This is a genomic window from Streptococcus sp. ST16 (assembly GCF_046098135.1).
In the GTDB taxonomy this organism is placed as follows: Bacteria; Bacillota; Bacilli; order Lactobacillales; family Streptococcaceae; genus Streptococcus.
The window spans coordinates 1-18,851 of the sequence record NZ_JBJUSE010000015.1; the positions used below are offsets into that span (position 1 = coordinate 1).

Genomic DNA, 18,851 nt, shown 5'->3' on the forward strand with positions numbered 1-18,851 from the left:
TATCTTCATAACTCAATTTCATAATAAAACACCCCAAAAGTTAGATTTTTTCTGTCTAACTTTTGGGGTGCAGTTCACTGGAGCTGGTCTTTATTTTTCGATAATTTTGTGCCCAATCAACTGGCGGTAACAAATCTGTTTATTGTTTTTGGCATCGTTAATAATCTGGAGAATAGTTTCAAAGGAAACGCGCCCGAGTTCCAAGCTATTGATATCCACATAGGCTGCCAAGTTCAGTTTAGGGTTGACCGAGTCAAAGCTGAGGACAGGGACATCCAGTTGATGTTTTGCGATGTAATCACAGACCCCTGCAGCAAGAAGGCTATCAATAGTAATAATAGCATCAATATTTGGATCATGTTCGAAGAGAAGTTTACTAAAGCGATAACCATTATCTTCAAGAAATTCAGTCGCAAAGTAGGTCAGATTGGGATCAATAGGAAGTTGGTATTGTTTAAGAGCTAACTCATAACCCATTAAACGATCTTGTGTTACGAAAAGTTTTTTGGTTCCTCCGATGAAGGCAATTCGCTTGCATCCTTTTTTGATGAAATATTCTGTTGCATCAAAACCTGCCTGGACATTGTCATTATCGACGAGCGGAATGAAGGGAGATAGAGATTTACCTAAGATAAGGAAAGGAAATTGCTCATCTGCTACTAGCTTAACCAAAGGATCCTCTTCTTGGGCATAGAGAAAAATCAAACCATCTACACGCTTCCCATAGACCATCTGGGAAATAGCCTTGAGCCGCTCTTTTGCATCTTTCCCCGTTGCAATCTGAATAGCATAGTGGTTCTCAGATGCGACTTGGGCAATCCCTCGGAGAACAGATGGGAAGAAAGGATTTTGATAAAAGGCATCTGAGTCGTCAGGAAGCACCAGGCCGATAACCTGAGTATAGCTGCTCACCAAGCTACGAGCATTGAGATTGGGATGGTAGTTGAGCTCCTTCATAGCCTTGCGAACTCGTTTTTTGGTTTCATCACTAATCGTTGATTTATTTTGAATGACGCGGGTAACAGTTGAAGGTGAGACACCTGCTGCCTTGGCCACGTCTTTAATCGTCACGGGCATAAAAATCTCCTATTTATGATAATCTGGATCACGGAAATGTGTCTTGTAAAAAATAGTGACCAGATACAGAACAAAAAGAATATTTTGTACAGTGATAAGGGTTGCCATATTTTGGCCAAAAAGTCCCAAAATAAGCGTAATCAGAGTGGGTAATCCCAAACAGTTCAAGATAAAATGGTAGCACTCTTTAAAAGTCCTAAATGAAAAGAGGCGTGATTTTTTGGTGATATAAAGGAGAAAGCTAGCTCCAAGAGAGACAATGAAGAAATTCAATCCAAAGAGGAAGCTAGCACCAAGGACGAGAAAGAGACTGATATAGACACGGTTCTGTTGGTACCAGTCTTTAGAAATAGCCTGGGTCAAACTTTCCTTACTCTGGAAACTCTCTGTTTGAATCGCGTGGTAGCGAATACGAGTCAGTTCCTTACTCTCCTTACTGATGACGAGTTCTTCAGTATCAAAATGAAGTTGTAGGTCCTTTGGCAATTCTTTGCTTTGGCTCGGTCCAATCAGAAGAGAAGGTTGTTGATTCTTAGTTCCTGAGTAGTTCAGCTTTCCATCTACGATTTGTGCATTTTCCGACAAATCCATGATCGCTTCATCTGTCAGTGGAGTGTAGACATTATCGATAAAGGTATCCAGCGGATACGTTTCCTGTGAGCTGTTTTGAATGGCAATCGGAACCATAGACAAGCTGATCAAGAAAATACTGGTAAAAATCAATTGAAACCAGTTGAGACCGAAACGTTTTGATAGGGGCTTGCGAAATCCCCAGATACTAGAGAAATACGAGAATGGATATGGAAGCATAGGCATCTTTCTAAAAGTGTTTTCTATATGAGTATTATTATATAGAGAAATGTGCTTTATTTCAAGTCTAGTAGATAAATTGCTTATTGAAAAGCTGATTTTGCTACTATTTGCGATCGTGTGCCCAATCGTGTAGCTTTAGCAACAAGCTCCAAAATGAAAAAAGGGTGGCAGGGATAGATTATCCCTTGTCGCCACCACTTGTAAGTCCTGAAACAAAGTTCTTTTGTAAGAAGAAGAAGAGTGTACAGATTGGAAGAGCGATGAGGATGGCACCTGCTGAGAAGTAGGCAATCTTCAAGTTCTTCGCATTGTTGACGAAGGTTTGGAGACCAACGGCAACTGTAAAGTATTCTTTCTCACGAAGTAAGAAACTAGAGAGGATATAGTCTCCGAAAGGTCCCATGAAGGCCCAGAGGGCTTGTACCGCCACCATTGGGCGAACAAGAGGGAGAACGATTTGCCAGAAGCGGCGGAAGTGTCCTGCACCATCAAGTTTTGCTGATTCATCAAGAGACATTGGTACGGTGTCAAAGTAACCTTTCATCAACCAAGCGTTCATAGGGATACCACCACCGACATAGAGGAAGATGAGGAACCAGCTATGGTTAAGGGCGTTCAACATAAGGGCCATAACGAAGAAGGCTGTCAAAGCGGCCATAGTTGGCACCATTTGGATGATCAAGAAGAAGACCAAACTTTGTTTACGAGCCAAGAAGTTGTATCGGCTGTAGGCATAACCAGCAAGTACGATGATACTTGTTTGAACAACCATGGTAATCAAGGCGATAATCAAGGTATTGAGGTACCAAGTACCGTACAAAGTTTCAGTAAAGAGTCCTTTGAAGTTATCAAAATTGAAGTCGATGTTAGTATCGAGTTTAAAGGCTGCGACATTACCAGACTTGAAGGCTGACATAATGGTAATCAAAAGTGGATAGATAATGACAATTGATAAGCCAATCAAGTAGAGGTAAGTGAGGGTTTGAGTCAGTCTACGTTTGAGTTTAATTGAGTTATTCATCTTAGACGTCCTCCATATCAAATGCGTGTAGTTTCTTGAATGCAATCATAGAGATAGAGATGACAATGATTGAGATAATCAAGGTAACAGCTGCCGCCATAGAGTATTGTGGGGCGGTACCAGTTGTCAAACGGTAAATCCATGAAATCAAGATATCAGTTGAACCGGCTCCACCACCAACGCTACCAGGTCCTCCACCGTTGAAGAGGTACATGATAGAGAAGTTGTTAAAGTTGAAGGTGTATTGGCTAATCAATGTTGGAGCTGCAACAGCCAAAATCATTGGGAAAGTGATGTTGCGGAATTTTTGCCAAGCATTGGCACCATCAATGTAAGCCGCTTCGTAGAGGTCGTTAGGAATAGACTGCAAGATACCCAAGGTCAAAACGTAGATGTATGGGAATCCTAGCCAACCTTGCATCATAATCAAGGCAATCTTAGTCCAGGTCGGATCTGTTTTCCAAGGGATAAGAGCTCCATCTAAGAAAGGAAGAACCTTAGATAAGAGAGGCAAGACTTGGGTGTTGATGGCACCAACACTATCATTAAACATGTTTGAGAATGTCAAGATAGTGATGAAGGCTGGAACTGCCCAAGGAAGAAGGAAAATAACACCAAAGATACGTTTTCCTTTGATAAATGGTTGGTTGGCAATAATTGCTGTAAAGATACCAATGACAATCTGCAAAGTAGAAGCAGACAAGGCCCAGATGATGGTCCAAGAAAGAACAGAACCAAAGGCTGAACGGAAGGTACTCAAGCTCCAGATGTTTGTGAAGTTCGTCAAACCAACCCAGTCCAACAATTTATTTGGTGGTAAGTGTTGGAAGTCATAGTTGGTAAAGGCAATCATCAAGGTTACGATAACTGGAAAGATAATCGCAAATGTCATCGCTACATACGATGGGATGATCAAAAGGTATGGGAATCCATTCTCATAAATACCTTTAATCATATCCTTGAAGGTACGAGCTACAGGGATACCGTTGTTGATACGTTTAGCAGTCGTATGTGCGTCCTTGATATTAAAGATATAAAAGAGCAAGTAAACGACAACAAAGATAGAATGGAAAGCACCGCGAATCAGCATGAAAAGTGAATTGTCACGGCCAGGCTTGTCACCAAGGGTGACCAAATTGCTCAATTCAGGGCTTGCAAGTGTTAGAAAATACAGAACAAAAAGAACAGTAATGCCAAGGAAAATAAATCCTTTCGCTTTTTGTTTGTTATAGATTTGTCCTAAACCAGGAATGATTGACAGCAAGGCTGCTTTGCGAGGCTGTTGTTTTTCCATGATTACTCCTTTCATAGGATGCGAGTTTAAACTCGGATTCAATCGTAAGATACGTACATCTGATAAGAAGCATATCTATAAATTCAAAGGGGGATTTTGCTTCCACCCCCCTTGAACAAATCAATTAGTTACCAAATTTTTGTTGGATTGTTTCCTTGATTAATGTTACAGCATCGTTAGCAGCTGTTTTCGCATCTTTCTTACCGCTTACAGTATCAAAGAGCATAGTTTTCGCTGGATCCCAAACTGTTGACATTTGTGAGATGTTTGGCATTGGTTGAGCGTTCTTGAACTGTTTGATAACAGCTGTAGTCAATTCATCGTTTTTGCCTTCAGCATAAGTACGAGCCTCAGTGTTAGCTGGGATTTCGTTGGTTGCATCGTAGAATGCTTTTTGTTGTTCAGTTGAAACTAGGAAGTCTACAAATTTTTGAGCGCCTTCAAGGTTTTTAGTGCTTGATGGGATGATCCAAGCTTTACCACCACCGAATGCTGCGTAATCTTTACCGTTTGGAAGAGTTGGGATAGTCGCAACACCGTAGTTTACTTTAGCATCTTTGAATGCTTGAGCTTTCCAAGGACCATCGATGATAGCAGCTGTTTTACCTTCTTGGAATTGAGTTTGGATCAAGTTTCCAGCACCTTCAGTATCTTGCATACCTTTAGGCCATTTGTCGTACCAAGTTTTAGCGTATTCGAGACCTTTGATTGCTCCGTCGTTAGCAAGACCGATGTCTTTAGGATTTGTACCGTTATCACCAAATACGTAAGCTCCGTTACCAGCAAGAAGTCCGTATGCGTAGTAGAAGTTAGTCCAGTCAGCTAGGAATGCTGTAGTTTTGCCATCCTCACCAGCGAAAGCATATTTGCTATCTTTAGCAAGCTCTTCTAATTCAGCAAATGTTTTCGGAGCTTCTTTAATCAAGTCTTTATTGTAGTACATAACAAGTGACTCGATAACAGCAGGAGCACCGTAAACTTTACCACCAACAGTTACAAGAGATTTAGTAGTGTCATCTGTTTTAGCACCGTCGCTAAGAGTTACTTCTGAAAGTTGTCCGTCAGTACCAAGGCTACCTACACGGTCGTATGGAGCCATCATAACATCAGCAGCTTTACCTGATTGGTTGTCAAGTGAAAGGTTGTCAAGTCCACCTAATTGGTCACCAGTTTTGATGTTAACTTTTACGCCAGATTCTTTTTCGTAAGCTTTTGCAGCTGATTCAGCAAAGGCTTTATATTGGTCTTCAACGTAGAGAGTGATTTCTTGTGCTTCTGAAGAGCTAGTATCAGCTGCTTTGTCAGCAGTTTTGCTTCCGCAAGCTACCAAGAGCAAGCTAGCGAGAGTAGCAGTTCCGAGCACAGCAGCGCTCTTCATGAATTTAGATGACATAGTGTATTCCTCCTAAAGAATAACAGTATAATTTATTTAGAAAACGCAAACGTTTTCCTTTATGAGCTTAGTATAGCACAAATAGAAAACGGTTGCAAGGTTTTTTTGAAAAAATTTTAAAAAATTTTTAAGGTTTGGAAGTGGAGATGATTGCCTTTAATAGGAAGAAAACATCCTAAACGCTGATTTTCTTATTTTGTGAAAACTAAGGGAAACGATTGCGTTAATTTAGGCAGATTTTCAGAAAATATAGGAGATGTTCGGACTGAATTATCTTAAATCAGAAAATCTTTAAAAATTTTTTCGCTTATTTCGTAAAATATCAGTGGGAATAAGTTTTAGTTAGATAAAAATAATTCAAAAAAATTTTTAAAAACGCTTGCATTTGTCTTTGAAATACGCTATACTTAATTTAACGCAAACGTTTGCGCTTTGATTGCGCAACGTTTTATAACAAACACATGAGGTGCTATTATGAAAAAACGTCAAAGTGGTGTGTTGATGCACATCTCTTCTCTACCAGGAGCATACGGGATTGGATCGTTTGGCCAGACTGCCTATGATTTCGTCGATTTCTTGGTTCGTACCAAGCAACGTTACTGGCAAATCCTCCCTCTTGGGACAACAAGCTATGGAGATTCTCCATACCAATCATTTTCAGCCTTTGCTGGAAATACGCATTTTATCGATCTTGATATCTTGGTAGAGCAAGGCTTGCTCGAAGCTAGTGACCTTGAAGGTGTTGACTTTGGTAGCAATGCATCTGAAGTCGACTATGCAAAGATTTATTACGCACGTCGTCCGCTTTTAGAAAAAGCAGTTAGACGCTTCTTGGAAGTGGGTGATGTCAAAGATTTTGAGAAGTTTGCTCAAGACAACCAATCATGGCTCGAACTCTTCGCAGAATATATGGCGATTAAAGAGCATTTTGACAATCTTGCTTGGACAGAATGGCCAGATGCAGATGCTCGTGCGCGTAAAGCTTCAGCACTTGAAAGCTACCGTGAAAAATTGGCAGACAAGTTGGTTTACCACCGTGTGACTCAATACTTCTTCTTCCAACAATGGTTGAAATTGAAGGCCTACGCTAACGATAACCACATCGAGATTGTTGGAGATATGCCTATCTACGTAGCAGAAGATTCAAGCGACATGTGGGCAAATCCACACCTCTTCAAGACAGATGTCAATGGTAAAGCAACTTGCATCGCAGGTTGCCCACCAGATGAGTTTTCTGCCACTGGTCAGCTTTGGGGGAACCCAATCTATGACTGGGAAGCAATGGACAAAGACGGTTACAAATGGTGGATTGAACGCTTGCGCGAAAGTTTCAAAATCTACGATATCGTTCGTATCGACCACTTCCGTGGTTTCGAATCTTACTGGGAAATTCCTGCTGGTTCCGATACAGCAGCACCTGGTAAATGGGTGAAAGGTCCAGGTTACAAACTCTTCGCAGCTGTTAAGGAAGAGCTTGGTGAGCTGAACATCATCGCAGAAGACCTTGGTTTCATGACAGATGAGGTTATCGAGTTGCGCGAACGTACTGGCTTCCCAGGGATGAAGATTCTTCAATTTGCCTTCAACCCAGAAGACGAAAGTATCGATAGCCCACACTTGGCACCTGCCAACTCTGTTATGTACACAGGAACACACGATAACAATACAGTCCTTGGTTGGTACCGTAATGAGATCGACGATCCAACTCGTGAATACATGGCTCGTTACACCAACCGTAAAGAGTACGAAACAGTGCCACACGCAATGCTTCGCACAGTATTTTCATCAGTTAGCTTCATGGCTATTGCAACTATGCAAGATTTGCTAGAACTAGATGAGTCAGCTCGTATGAACTTCCCATCTACTCTTGGCGGGAACTGGTCATGGCGTATGACAGCAGACCAACTCACACCAGCTGTTGAAGAAACTTTGCTTGACTTGACTACAATTTATCGCCGAATCAATGAAAATTTGGTAGAATTAAAGAAATAAGACAATATCAGGAGACACATAAACATGTTACCATTAAACGAATTTGTACAAAAACGTTGCAATAAAACTATTGCGGAATGTAGCAATGAAGAGCTTTACCTTGCTCTTCTCAACTACAGCAAGCTTGCTAGCAGTCAAAAACCAGTCAACACTGGTAAGAAAAAAGTTTACTACATCTCAGCTGAGTTCTTGATCGGTAAACTCTTGTCAAACAACTTGATTAACCTTGGACTTTATGACGATGTCAAAAAAGAACTCGCAGCCGCAGGTAAAGAGTTGATTGAAATCGAAGAAGTAGAATTGGAACCATCACTTGGTAACGGTGGTTTGGGACGTTTGGCAGCCTGCTTTATCGACTCAATCGCTACACTTGGTTTGAATGGTGACGGTGTTGGTTTGAACTACCACTTCGGTCTTTTCCAACAAGTTCTTAAAAATAACCAACAAGAAACAATTCCAAATGCTTGGTTGACTGAGCAAAACTGGTTGGTACGCTCAAGCCGTAGCTACCAAGTGCCATTCGCACATTTCACATTGACATCTACCCTTTACGATATCGATGTACCTGGTTACAAGACAGCAACAAAGAACCGCTTGCGTTTGTTTGACTTGGATTCAGTTGATTCTTCTATCATCGAAGATGGTATCAACTTTGACAAGACAGATATCGCTCGCAACCTGACTCTCTTCCTTTACCCAGACGATAGCGACAAGCAAGGTGAATTGCTCCGTATCTTCCAACAATACTTCATGGTTTCAAACGGTGCGCAATTGATCATCGACGAAGCAATCGAAAAAGGAAGCAACTTGCATGACCTTGCGGACTACGCAGTTGTACAAATCAACGATACTCACCCATCAATGGTGATTCCTGAATTGATTCGTCTTTTGACTGCGCGTGGTATCGAGCTTGACGAAGCAATCTCTATCGTTCGTAGCATGACTGCCTACACTAACCACACAATCCTTGCTGAAGCCCTTGAAAAATGGCCTCTTGAATTCTTGGAAGAAGTGGTTCCTCACTTGGTACCAATCATCAAAGAATTGGACCGTCGTGTGAAAGCAGAATACAAAGATCCAGCTGTTCAAATCATTGATGAAAATGACCGTGTACACATGGCTCACATGGATATCCACTATGGATACAGCGTGAACGGGGTGGCAGCACTCCACACTGAGATCTTGAAAAATTCTGAGTTGAAAGCTTTCTACGACATCTACCCAGAAAAATTCAACAATAAAACAAACGGTATTACATTCCGTCGTTGGCTTATGCATGCCAACCCAAGATTGTCTCACTACTTGGATGAGATTATTGGCCGTGGTTGGCACCATGAAGCTGATGAGCTTGAAAAACTCTTGTCATACGAAGACAAGGCTGCTGTCAAAGCAAAATTGGAAGATATTAAAGCTCACAACAAACGTAAATTGGCTCGTCACTTGAAAGCTCACCAAGGTGTGGAAATCAATACAAACTCTATCTTTGATATCCAAATCAAACGTCTTCACGAGTACAAACGCCAACAAATGAACGCTTTGTATGTGATTCACAAATACCTTGATATCAAGGCTGGCAACATTCCTGCTCGTCCAATCACAGTCTTCTTTGGTGGTAAAGCAGCTCCTGCCTACACAATCGCCCAAGACATCATTCACTTGATCCTTTGCTTGTCAGAAGTGATTGCAAATGATCCAGAAGTAGCTCCACACTTGCAAGTGGTTATGGTTGAAAACTACAACGTTACTGCAGCAAGTTTCCTCATCCCAGCATGTGACATCTCAGAACAAATCTCACTTGCTTCTAAAGAAGCTTCAGGTACTGGTAACATGAAATTCATGTTGAATGGAGCTTTGACTCTTGGTACTATGGACGGAGCTAACGTGGAAATCGCTGAATTAGTTGGCGATGAAAACATCTACATCTTCGGTGAAGATTCAGAAACTGTTATCGACCTTTACGCAAAAGCAGCTTACAAGTCAAGCGAATTCTATGCTCGTGAAGCTATCAAACCTTTGGTTGATTTCATTGTGAGCGATGCTGTTCTTGCAGTAGGTAAGAAAGAACGCTTGGAACGTCTTTACAACGAATTGATCAACAAAGACTGGTTCATGACTCTCCTTGACTTGGAAGACTACATTAAAGTCAAAGAGCAAATGCTTACTGACTACGAAGATCGTGACGCATGGTTGGATAAAGTCATCGTTAACATTGCCAAAGCAGGATTCTTCTCATCTGACCGTACAATCGCTCAGTATAACGAAGATATCTGGCACTTGAACTAAGATACAAAATTTATACTAATCACTTTGTAAAAAAAAAAGCGAATTTCAATTGAAATTCGCTTTTTTGAATGATGTGGATTTTAGCCAATCAGGTCTAAAAAGAGATAAATCATAGATACGTTGAAGTTTTAGAAATACTGCTTTTTACTGTATTTCAGTCTCATGATTCTTCGTAGTTGATGGCCTCGTATTTCTTGTATCCGCTTATAATTTGTATTATAATAGCATTGTGGTGAAGAAAGAAGGTGTTTTTATGTGGAAAAAATATTTTTCAAAATATAAATGGACTGATTTATTTTGGATACTATTTGTGGTTTTGTCATCACTCTCGATGGGGAATCGTACTCTTTTTCCACTTACCCATCAAGAAATCTCTTATCATGGGTGCTATTTGGGGATTACACTTGCCTCATTTCACTTATTATTCATTGATAAATTTGTCATTTCGAATCGAAAATAAATGGAGAGGTTAAAATTTTTTCCACTTTTCGGATAGACAGTTGAAAAATCGCAATTTAAACCCACGCCTCAAGAAGAGGTGCGGGTTTTTGTCTTATCTGAAAGTTTTAATTACAGTGCTTTCCCAACCAAAATCTCTGCTTCAATGGTAATCTCTGTCAGTTGGCTCCAGTCAATCTTGGTATGGTCAACGTGAAAGAGTAAGGGCGTCATGGCAAGCAGGGCTTGGCGTTGCTCAGCCGAGATAGGTTTTGTTAAGGAAGCAATCTGACTAGATTGGATTCTGAAATGTTCCTGGAAATGTTCTTTGATATCTTGGTTGGAATAATCCTTCTTTGTCAGCTGGTCCTGCACCATTTGACGGATTTCTTTGAGGTGATTTTCGGTTGGGATGACCTTGATCAAAATACCGTCTTTGGATAAAACGCGACGGAATTCCCCATAGTTGGCAGGCGAGAAGATATCAAGCAGGATATCCATGCTGGCGTCTTTTATAGGAAGACGAGCCAGGTCGCCGACAAACCAGTTGACCGCCCAGTTTGGTTCGCTCTTGGCAGCGATTTGAACGGAATCTTTTGAAATATCAAAGGCGTAAAAGGTTTTGTCAGAGTGACTTTCTTGGAGCTTGCGAGAGTAGAAGCCTTCGCCACAACCGATATCCAAGACTGTTTTTGCGGATGGTTTAGTGGCTAGTAAGTCGGAGATACCTTCTAAGATAGCCTGATAAAAGCCAGCCTCTAGGATTTCTTGGCGGTTTTGAAAGTTTTCCTTGTCGTAGTTGGCAGATTGCTTGATTTGAGGAGCCAAGTTGACATAGCCAAATTTTGCCAAGTCAAAAGAATGACGATTGCTACACTTGAGACTGCTCTCTACTAAGGTTAGATTTTCTTGGCAGATAGGACAGGCAAAGGCAGTCGCAGCAGCGAAGCGCTGAAGTTTGGGTTTGAGATTTGTATTCATAGTTTAAGTGTATCAAAAGAGGCAAGTGAAAGCAACTTTAGGAGCAAGTAGATGGGAGATTCAGTAGAAATAAAACTAATTCTCCAATTTATAAAATGAAATTGCTTTTATATCTAAATTGCTATATAATAATGATAAGGAGGAAATAAGTATGTTAAAAGAAGTATTAACCGTTGCAAAAGTTGCGAAAAAATCTTCATTATTTTTGGGTGGTGTCGCATTTGGTACCCTTGGTTTGAAAATCTTAGCAAGTAAGGAAGCTAAAAAAGGTTATTCTAAAGCTTTGGCTAAGGCTTACAAGTTGAAAGACGAGCTAGATGCATCTGTTTCTGTTGTGAAACAACATGGAGACGATGTTTTGCAAGATGCTAAATATTTGTATGAGCAAGAGAAAAAAGAAGAGCAATTAGATAGCCTTATAGGAGAATAATATGTCTTTTAAAGTGCTATATAGAGGATATCAACATATCCGACTATCATCTTCTTTTTCACTTACCTTGGATATTCAAGACTATCTTCGTTCCTTGGCGAGAGATGAGAAGGGAATTGAGTCTATCCAGTTTTACATGGATCAACAGCACTTTACCCTACGTATAAAAGAAGGCTTCTCTGTATTAGACAATGCAGAAGCCTTTTTAAAAAGGATTGATAAAGGGAAAGTTTCTGAGTTGATGACTCTTCCTGTTCGTAGAGAAGAGAGTGCCTATTCTATCGTTTCAGGTGCAGCGATTAAGCGTGTGCTTTTTCGTAGTCTTGTGCCGTCTCCTATTCGCTATATATGGACTTGTTATCAGGCTTTTGGATATGTTAAAGAAGCCTATCAAACACTAGCGCGTATGGAACTAACGATGGAAGTCTTGGACTGTTCGGCTATTTTATTGTCTTTGTTTATGAACCAATCCAAGACTGCCAGCAACATCATGTTTATGCTTGATTTGGGGAATCATTTAGATCAGTGGTCCTTGAAAAAAACTGCAACAGATTTAGAACAGAGTCTTCTTGCAAAAGAGAGCGATGTATTCTTAGTACAGGGCGATACGGTCGTTAGTATCAAGAGTTCCGATGTTCAAATAGGAGATGTCTTGGTCCTATCTCAAGGAAATGAAATTCTGTTTGATGGACAAGTAGTTTCAGGTTTAGGTATGGTCAACGAAAGTTCCTTGACGGGAGAGAGTTTTCCAGTTGAAAAAAGAGAGTCTGATTCGGTTTGTGCAAACACAGTCTTGGAAACTGGGGAGCTACGCATTCGTGTAACCGATAATCAGATGAACAGCCGTATTTTACAGCTGATTGAGTTGATGAAGAAATCTGAAGAAAACAAAAAAACTAAACAACGCTATTTCATCAAGATGGCGGACAAGGTCGTCAAATATAATTTCTTGGGGGCTGGTCTGACTTACTTATTAACAGGTTCTTTTTCTAAGGCTATTTCATTCCTATTGGTTGATTTCTCCTGCGCTTTGAAAATCTCTACTCCTGTAGCTTATTTGACAGCTATCAAAGAGGGGTTGAACCGTGAAATGGTGATTAAGGATGGGGATGTTCTAGAGAAATATCTGGAAGTTGATACTTTCTTGTTTGATAAGACAGGAACAATCACAACTAGCTATCCTATAGTTGAAAAGGTGTTACCTTTTGGGGACTATAGCGAGGAAGATATTCTCAGAATCAGTGCCTGTCTTGAGGAACACATTTATCATCCTATTGCTAATGCCATTGTCAAACAAGCCGAGATAGAGGGGATTGAACATGAGGAAATGCATGGGAAACTCCAATATATCGCAAGTAAGGGAATCAAATCCCATATAGATGGCCAACCAGTTGTTATTGGAAATTATGTCTTGATGCAGGATGAGCAGATTCATATTAGTTTGGAACAACATGCTTTGATTGAAGAGTACAAGAATCACTACAATCTCTTATTCTTAGCCTACCAGAATGAATTGATTGGAATGTTCTGCATTCATACTCCTTTGAGAAAAGAAGCAAAAGCAGCCTTGGAGAAACTTAAGGCACAAGGGAAAAAAATTGATTCTGGCAACAGGGGACACCTTGGTTAGAACAGAGGAATTAGTCAAAGATTTGCCCTTTGATCAGGTCTATACAGACTTGAAACCTGATGGGAAATTTGAGTTAGTAGAGGAACTGCAGAAAGCAGGTCACACTATTTTGATGGTTGGAGATGGATTGAATGACTCAGCGGCTCTAACCCTATCAGATATCGGTGTGGTGATGAATGAAAGCGCAGATATTTCTAAGCAGATGAGTGATATCTTATTGTTAGATAATCGCTTGGATTTCTTCCAAGAGTTGGATTCGCTATCATCATCTTTGCAAATACTCATCAAGAAGAATATTCAAGATACCGTTGTCGTAAATAGTAGTTTGATTGGCTTTGGCTTGTTTAATTGGCTCAGTCCTTCAAATCTCTCTATCTTACATAATCTAACAACCTTGCGCATTGTCTTGCGTAGTCTGTCTATTAAAAATAGATAGATGAGAGTTATTAACAGCAAAAAGGAGTTACCTTTCTCGAGGTTAACTCCTTTGTTTATAGATAAATGTTGAACAGTTTAGTAAATCAATACAAAGTATTTTTTCTTACCACGACGGATAACAGTCAGTTCGTTTTCTAACTTATCAGCGTCACTCAAGACATAGTCAAGGTTTTGGATGCGGTCACCGTTGACATAGATAGCTCCGTTTTGAACATCTTCACGGGCTTGGCGTTTTGAATTGACCACACCAGATGAAACGAGAAGTTCTACGATATTGTGGTTTTCGTCTGCTTGTACTTGGTAGTTTGGCACTCCACGAAGTCCTTGTTTGAGTTCTTTGACAGAAAGGTTCTTGATGTTTCCTGCAAAGAGTTGCTCAGTGATGTTAAGGGCTTCTTTGTAGGCTTCTTCTCCGTGGACAAGAGTCACGACTTCACGAGCTAGGATTTTTTGAGCCAAGCGTTCATGTGGAGCCGCTTCAAACTGCTTGCGGATGTCTTCGATCTCATCGAGTGACAAGAAGGTAAAAATCTTCAAGAAGCGAACAGCATCAGCATCCATAACGTTCATCCAGAATTGGTACATTTCGTAAGGAGAAGTCTTTTCAGGGTTGAGCCAGACTGCGTTTCCTTCTGATTTACCAAATTTCTTACCAGTCGCGTCTGTAATCAGTGGAACAGTGATTACGTGTCCTGTCTTATCAGCCTTACGACGAAGCAATTCGGTACCAGCTGTCATATTTCCCCATTGGTCAGAACCGCCGATTTGGAGGGTTACATTGTGGTCTTGGTTAAGGACATAGAAGTCATACCCTTGCATGATTTGGTAAGCAAACTCTGTGTAAGAAATCCCTGTTTCGATCCGTTTCTTCACAGACTCCTTGCTCATCATGTAGTTGACAGTGAAGTATTTTCCGACATCACGGAGGAAGTCAATGAAGCTGATGCTGCCAAACCAGTCGTAGTTGTTGACCATGACAGCTTTATTTTCACCGTTTTCAAAGTCAAGAAAGCGAGAAAGTTGTCCTTGGATAGACTTGACCCAGCCATCCACTGTGTCTTTTGTTTGGAGACTACGCTCAGCATCTTTGAAGGACGGATCTCCGATGAGACCTGTAGCACCGCCAACGAGCGCATAAGGTTTGTGACCTGCTAACTGCAAACGACGACTTGTCAAGATAGCGACAAGGTGACCTAAGTGAAGGCTGTCAGCAGTTGGATCGTAGCCACTATAATAAGAAACTTGACCTTCTTCTAGGGCTTTACGCAAAGCTTCTTCATCAGTCGTTTGAAAAATCAAACCACGCTCTTTTAGCTCATCAAAAATGTGCATGTGTCTTTTCTCCTTTTTAAAATATTGTTTCTACCTATTGTATCACAAACTTGGGCAATAGCCTAGTGGAATAGGGAAGAAAGTGGCTATTTTATTGAAAGTTTCCCTTTTATGGTATAATAGAGAAAGCGAGGACATTCATGAAAGAAAAAATTAATGAATTAAAAACAAAAATGCTGCATGTTTTCCAGCAGTTAATGCAACGAATTGCTAAATGGCAGAAAAGCCTAGCAGAAAAACTAGCTAGTAAGAAAACCGGTAAAAAAGTGACCTCTTCTGATAAAGTTAGAAGGGCAGGCTCTATTTTTGCTAAGGTTTTGAGTGGGTTTAAAATAGTCTTCAACACACTCTTTATCCTAGGCTTTATCGGTGGACTGTTTGGTGCTGGTGTAGCTATGGGTTATGGGGTTGCTCTATTTGACAAGGCCCAGGTACCTCAAGCAGAAGAGTTGGTCAAGCAAGTGAAGGATATTGCCTCTATCTCAGAAATCACCTATTCTGACGGTAGTACCATTGCTTCAATCGAGGGAGATTTGTTGCGCACGTCAGTCGCTTCGGATGCTATCTCAGACAACCTTAAGAAAGCTATTGTTGCGACAGAGGACGAGCATTTCAATGAGCACAAGGGAGTTGTGCCTAAGGCCGTTATTCGTGCTACCTTGGGAACTTTTGTTGGACTAGGGTCTTCCAGTGGTGGTTCGACCTTGACCCAGCAAGTTATCAAGCAACAAGTAGTGGGGGATGCTCCAACTCTAGCTCGTAAGGCTAAAGAGATTATTGATGCTCTTGCTTTAGAGCGGGCCATGGGTAAGGATGAGATTTTGACAACCTACCTTAACATAGCTCCTTTTGGTCGCAATCATAAAGGTCAAAATATTGCAGGTGCTCAGCAGGCTGCAGAAGGAATCTTTGGGGTCAATGCTTCGGATTTAACGGTCCCTCAAGCAGCTTTTATCGCAGGATTGCCACAGAGTCCGATTAGTTACTCTCCTTATGAATCTGATGGTAGCATGAAGAGTGAGGAGGATTTGGCTCTGGGGATCAAACGGGCTAGAGATGTTCTCTATAATATGTACCGGACAGGGGCTCTAAGTCAGGAAGATTACGACAAGTACAAGGATTATGATTTTAAGAAAGACTTCTTACCATCTGGTAGTGTCAGCGGTACTTCGCGTGACTATCTCTACTTCGCAACCTTGGCAGAAGCTACTGATCGGATGTATGACTACCTGATTCAGAGAGATAATGTTTCTGTACAAGAGCAAAAGAATGAATCCATCCAGAAAGCTTATCGTGATTTAGCGACTAAGGAGATTGAAAATGGTGGATATAAGATTACGACGACTATCAATAAAAATGTTCATACCGCGATGCAAAATGCGGTGGCAACCTACGGCTATCTGCTAGATGATTCGACAGGCCAGCCTGAGGTGGGGAATGTCCTCATGGACAACCAAACGGGGGCTATTCTTGGATTTGTCGGTGGTCGCAATTATCAAAAAAATCAGAATAACCACGCTATCGATACAAAACGTTCCCCTGCCTCGACTACTAAGCCGATATTGGCTTACAGTATTGCCATTGACCAAGGTCTGATGGGAAGTGCAAGTATCTTATCAAACTATCCAACCAACTTTTCAAACGGCAATCCCATCATGTATGTCAATAGTCCTGGTACAGGGATGATGACGTTAGGGGAGGCCCTCAACTACTCATGGAATATCCCAGCCTACTGGACTTATCGTACACTTCGAGAGAAGGGTGTTGATGTTAAAGGCTATATGGAAAAAATGGGTTACGAAATCCCAGAATATGGTATTGAAAGTCTACCGATGGGCGGAGGAATTGACGTTACAGTTGCTCAGCATACTAACGGATATCAGACTCTGGCCAACAACGGAGTTTACCATAAGAAACACATGATCGCGAAGATCGAGTCAACAGATGGTCGAGTGGTTTATGAACATAAAGATAAACCTGTCCAAGTTTACTCAAAAGCGACAGCAACCATCATGCAAAGTCTTCTTCGGGATGTCATTTCATCTCGGATTACTTCAAGTTTCCAGACGGACTTGACGACTATCAATCCATCCCTAGCTAGTGCTGACTGGATCGGAAAAACTGGTACGACCAATGAAGATGAAAATATGTGGCTCATGCTTTCTACACCTCGCTTGACTTTGGGTGGCTGGTTAGGTCACGATGACAACCGACCACTAGCCAAAGGAGCAGGCCACTACCGCAATGCCAACTATATGGCCCACTTGGTCAATGCTATCCAACAAGCTGAACCTGGAATATGGGGGAATGAGCGCTTTAATCTTGACTCAAGTGTGACCAAGTCACAAGTTCTCAAGTCGACAGGGGAGAAACCGGGCAAGGTTTCAATCAATGGCAAAGAAGTTAACGTTTCCGGTTCTACCGTAACAAGTTACTGGGCTACTAAAGAAGGGGCGCCAGTAACTACCTATCGCTTTGCTATTGGAGGCAGCGATGCAGATTATCTGAACGCATGGAAGAATATTCTAGGAAGCATTCCTGCAGTGACTCCTCCAAGCTCAAACAGTGGCTCAAGTTCAAGTAGCAGCTCAGGAGCAAATTCGAACAACAACACTCAAAGTGGTTCTTCAGGACGTTCACGTCTCTTTAATCGTTAAGAAAGAGTAGTAGCAAGGTTAGCAATTTCTCCTTGTTGCTACTTTTTTCTTTGTTGGTTTCGTGTTACAATAGGAGTATGAATCATTATCAGAAAAAGATTGTTAAGGGAACACTATACTCGCTACTCTCAGGCCTAATCTGGGGGATCTGTGGGATTTTAGGAGAGTATTTTTTCACTCATTATCCAGTGTCTTCTGGATGGGTTACTTCTATGCGTTTACTAGTGGCGGGGAGTTTGGTTTTAGGCTTATCGGCCTTTCAGTTGCGCACTCGATTATTGGACATCTGGCGTGATAAGAAAAATTATCTACCTTTTTTAGCCTATGCTATTCTAGGTATTTTTTCTGTGCAGTTTTTCTTCTATCTCTGCGTTGAGTATTCCAATGCAACGACGGCGACCATTTTGCAATTTATCAGCCCTGTTTTTATCCTATTTTACAATCGCCTAGTTTACCAGAAGAAGGCTTCGATTACAGCTGTGTTCTATGTTTTGATTGCCATGCTAGGTGTTTTTTTGATGGCTACGAAAGGGGATTTGTCCCAGTTGTCCATGACACCTTTGGCTCTAGTGACAGGTTTGCTCAGTGCAGTAGGGGTCATGTTTAATGTTATCCTGCCCCAACGCTTTGCACGGCGCTACGGATTTGTTCCGACTGTTGGTTGGGGGATGATTCTGGCAGGACTCTTTAGTAATTTCCTTTACCCCATTTATCGGATAAGTTTTCAAGTGGATTTGGTAAGTGTGCTGATTTGTCTGACGATTGCCGTGTTTGGAACTGCTTTTGCTTTCTTCCTATCTATGAAGGCTGTGTCTCTTGTTTCCCCTCTCGTTGTCTCTGTAGTGAGTGCCAGCGAACCGCTCTCTTCAGCTTTATTAAGTGTTCTTTTTCTGGGATTAGTCATGGATAGTTTTTTGGCCTTAGCTATGGTGTTGATTATCGTTCCGATGATTTTTTTATCTGTAGAGGAAGCAAAACAAGCCCAGCAAAGATAATTATTTGATAGTTGAGGCTTCAAATTTGAAGCCTTTTTTGGTAGAATAGGTATCATTATAACGAACCAGGAGGCGCC

General features: G+C 41.2%; 13 protein-coding genes and 1 pseudogene. 7 read left to right on the forward strand and 7 right to left on the reverse strand.

Annotation, left to right across the window (positions count from 1 at the left end; all coding sequences use genetic code 11):
• Positions 1-90 precede the first annotated feature (90 nt).
• The 5 genes from ACIY14_RS08360 to ACIY14_RS08380 all read right to left on the reverse strand — a co-directional run bounded on the left by ACIY14_RS08360 (position 91) and on the right by ACIY14_RS08380 (position 5,598).
• The gene (locus tag ACIY14_RS08360; RefSeq protein ID WP_001145418.1) at positions 91-1,077 is read right to left on the reverse strand and encodes a LacI family DNA-binding transcriptional regulator; all 987 of its coding nucleotides are present in this window, start codon (positions 1,075-1,077) and stop codon (positions 91-93) included.
• Between the two features lie 9 nt (positions 1,078-1,086).
• A complete protein-coding gene (locus tag ACIY14_RS08365) occupies positions 1,087-1,887 on the reverse strand; it encodes a DUF1189 domain-containing protein (protein WP_084874251.1) in 801 nt (266 codons plus the stop codon).
• A gap of 181 nt (positions 1,888-2,068) precedes the next feature.
• A complete protein-coding gene (locus tag ACIY14_RS08370) occupies positions 2,069-2,911 on the reverse strand; it encodes a sugar ABC transporter permease (protein WP_195217014.1) in 843 nt (280 codons plus the stop codon).
• Between the two features lies 1 nt (position 2,912).
• A complete protein-coding gene (locus tag ACIY14_RS08375; RefSeq protein ID WP_223330432.1) occupies positions 2,913-4,205 on the reverse strand; it encodes a sugar ABC transporter permease in 1,293 nt (430 codons plus the stop codon).
• A 124-nt stretch (positions 4,206-4,329) separates the two neighbouring features.
• The gene (locus ACIY14_RS08380) at positions 4,330-5,598 is read right to left on the reverse strand and encodes an extracellular solute-binding protein (protein WP_409002242.1); all 1,269 of its coding nucleotides are present in this window, start codon (positions 5,596-5,598) and stop codon (positions 4,330-4,332) included.
• A gap of 474 nt (positions 5,599-6,072) precedes the next feature.
• Here ACIY14_RS08380 and malQ point away from each other — a divergent pair, with 474 nt between their 5' ends.
• From malQ to ACIY14_RS08395, 3 genes are all read left to right on the forward strand, one after another.
• The gene (malQ, locus tag ACIY14_RS08385; protein ID WP_409002243.1) at positions 6,073-7,590 is read left to right on the forward strand and encodes a 4-alpha-glucanotransferase; all 1,518 of its coding nucleotides are present in this window, start codon (positions 6,073-6,075) and stop codon (positions 7,588-7,590) included.
• A 24-nt stretch (positions 7,591-7,614) separates the two neighbouring features.
• Positions 7,615-9,873 carry a glycogen/starch/alpha-glucan family phosphorylase gene (gene glgP, locus ACIY14_RS08390; protein WP_409002244.1) on the forward strand — a complete coding sequence of 753 codons (2,259 nt, stop codon included), beginning with the start codon at positions 7,615-7,617 and terminating at the stop codon, positions 9,871-9,873.
• Positions 9,874-10,126: 253 nt separating this feature from the next.
• Entirely contained in the window at positions 10,127-10,333 is a 207-nt protein-coding gene (locus tag ACIY14_RS08395) for a hypothetical protein (RefSeq protein WP_009013759.1), read from the forward strand.
• Positions 10,334-10,443: 110 nt separating this feature from the next.
• Here the strand turns inward: ACIY14_RS08395 and ACIY14_RS08400 are convergent, their stop codons facing one another.
• Positions 10,444-11,292 carry a putative RNA methyltransferase gene (locus tag ACIY14_RS08400; RefSeq protein WP_070534834.1) on the reverse strand — a complete coding sequence of 283 codons (849 nt, stop codon included), beginning with the start codon at positions 11,290-11,292 and terminating at the stop codon, positions 10,444-10,446.
• Positions 11,293-11,443: 151 nt separating this feature from the next.
• On the opposite strand from ACIY14_RS08400, the gene ACIY14_RS08405 reads away from it, so the two are divergent.
• Complete coding sequence (locus tag ACIY14_RS08405; protein WP_000910909.1) at positions 11,444-11,722, forward strand: DUF6110 family protein; 279 nt, start codon at positions 11,444-11,446, stop codon at positions 11,720-11,722.
• Between the two features lies 1 nt (position 11,723).
• A pseudogene (locus tag ACIY14_RS08410) lies at positions 11,724-13,788 on the forward strand (heavy metal translocating P-type ATPase).
• A 77-nt stretch (positions 13,789-13,865) separates the two neighbouring features.
• Here the strand turns inward: ACIY14_RS08410 and tyrS are convergent.
• Entirely contained in the window at positions 13,866-15,122 is a 1,257-nt protein-coding gene (gene tyrS / locus ACIY14_RS08415; RefSeq protein WP_409002245.1) for a tyrosine--tRNA ligase, read from the reverse strand.
• A gap of 140 nt (positions 15,123-15,262) precedes the next feature.
• Between tyrS and pbp1b the strand changes: the two genes are divergently transcribed.
• Both pbp1b and ACIY14_RS08425 read left to right on the forward strand, forming a co-directional pair.
• On the forward strand, positions 15,263-17,779 hold the full coding sequence (gene pbp1b / locus ACIY14_RS08420; protein ID WP_409002246.1) for a penicillin-binding protein PBP1B: 2,517 nt from the start codon (positions 15,263-15,265) through the stop codon (positions 17,777-17,779).
• 77 nt (positions 17,780-17,856) lie between these two features.
• Positions 17,857-18,774, forward strand: a complete 918-nt coding sequence (locus ACIY14_RS08425; RefSeq protein ID WP_409002247.1) for a DMT family transporter — start codon at positions 17,857-17,859, stop codon at positions 18,772-18,774.
• Positions 18,775-18,851 lie beyond the last annotated feature (77 nt).

What these genes read in the sequence shown, in the direction of transcription:
- ACIY14_RS08375 (WP_223330432.1), bottom strand. Translation starts at nt 4,205, where the DNA reads ATGGAAAAACAACAGCCTCGCAAAGCAGCCTTGCTGTCAATCATTCCT.
- ACIY14_RS08400 (WP_070534834.1), bottom strand. Translation starts at nt 11,292, where the DNA reads ATGAATACAAATCTCAAACCCAAACTTCAGCGCTTCGCTGCTGCGACT.
- tyrS (WP_409002245.1), bottom strand. Translation starts at nt 15,122, where the DNA reads ATGCACATTTTTGATGAGCTAAAAGAGCGTGGTTTGATTTTTCAAACG.
- pbp1b (WP_409002246.1), top strand. Translation starts at nt 15,263, where the DNA reads ATGAAAGAAAAAATTAATGAATTAAAAACAAAAATGCTGCATGTTTTC.
- ACIY14_RS08360 (WP_001145418.1), bottom strand. Translation starts at nt 1,077, where the DNA reads ATGCCCGTGACGATTAAAGACGTGGCCAAGGCAGCAGGTGTCTCACCT.
- malQ (WP_409002243.1), top strand. Translation starts at nt 6,073, where the DNA reads ATGAAAAAACGTCAAAGTGGTGTGTTGATGCACATCTCTTCTCTACCA.
- ACIY14_RS08405 (WP_000910909.1), top strand. Translation starts at nt 11,444, where the DNA reads ATGTTAAAAGAAGTATTAACCGTTGCAAAAGTTGCGAAAAAATCTTCA.
- ACIY14_RS08370 (WP_195217014.1), bottom strand. Translation starts at nt 2,911, where the DNA reads ATGAATAACTCAATTAAACTCAAACGTAGACTGACTCAAACCCTCACT.
- glgP (WP_409002244.1), top strand. Translation starts at nt 7,615, where the DNA reads ATGTTACCATTAAACGAATTTGTACAAAAACGTTGCAATAAAACTATT.
- ACIY14_RS08425 (WP_409002247.1), top strand. Translation starts at nt 17,857, where the DNA reads ATGAATCATTATCAGAAAAAGATTGTTAAGGGAACACTATACTCGCTA.
- ACIY14_RS08365 (WP_084874251.1), bottom strand. Translation starts at nt 1,887, where the DNA reads ATGCTTCCATATCCATTCTCGTATTTCTCTAGTATCTGGGGATTTCGC.
- ACIY14_RS08395 (WP_009013759.1), top strand. Translation starts at nt 10,127, where the DNA reads ATGTGGAAAAAATATTTTTCAAAATATAAATGGACTGATTTATTTTGG.
- ACIY14_RS08380 (WP_409002242.1), bottom strand. Translation starts at nt 5,598, where the DNA reads ATGTCATCTAAATTCATGAAGAGCGCTGCTGTGCTCGGAACTGCTACT.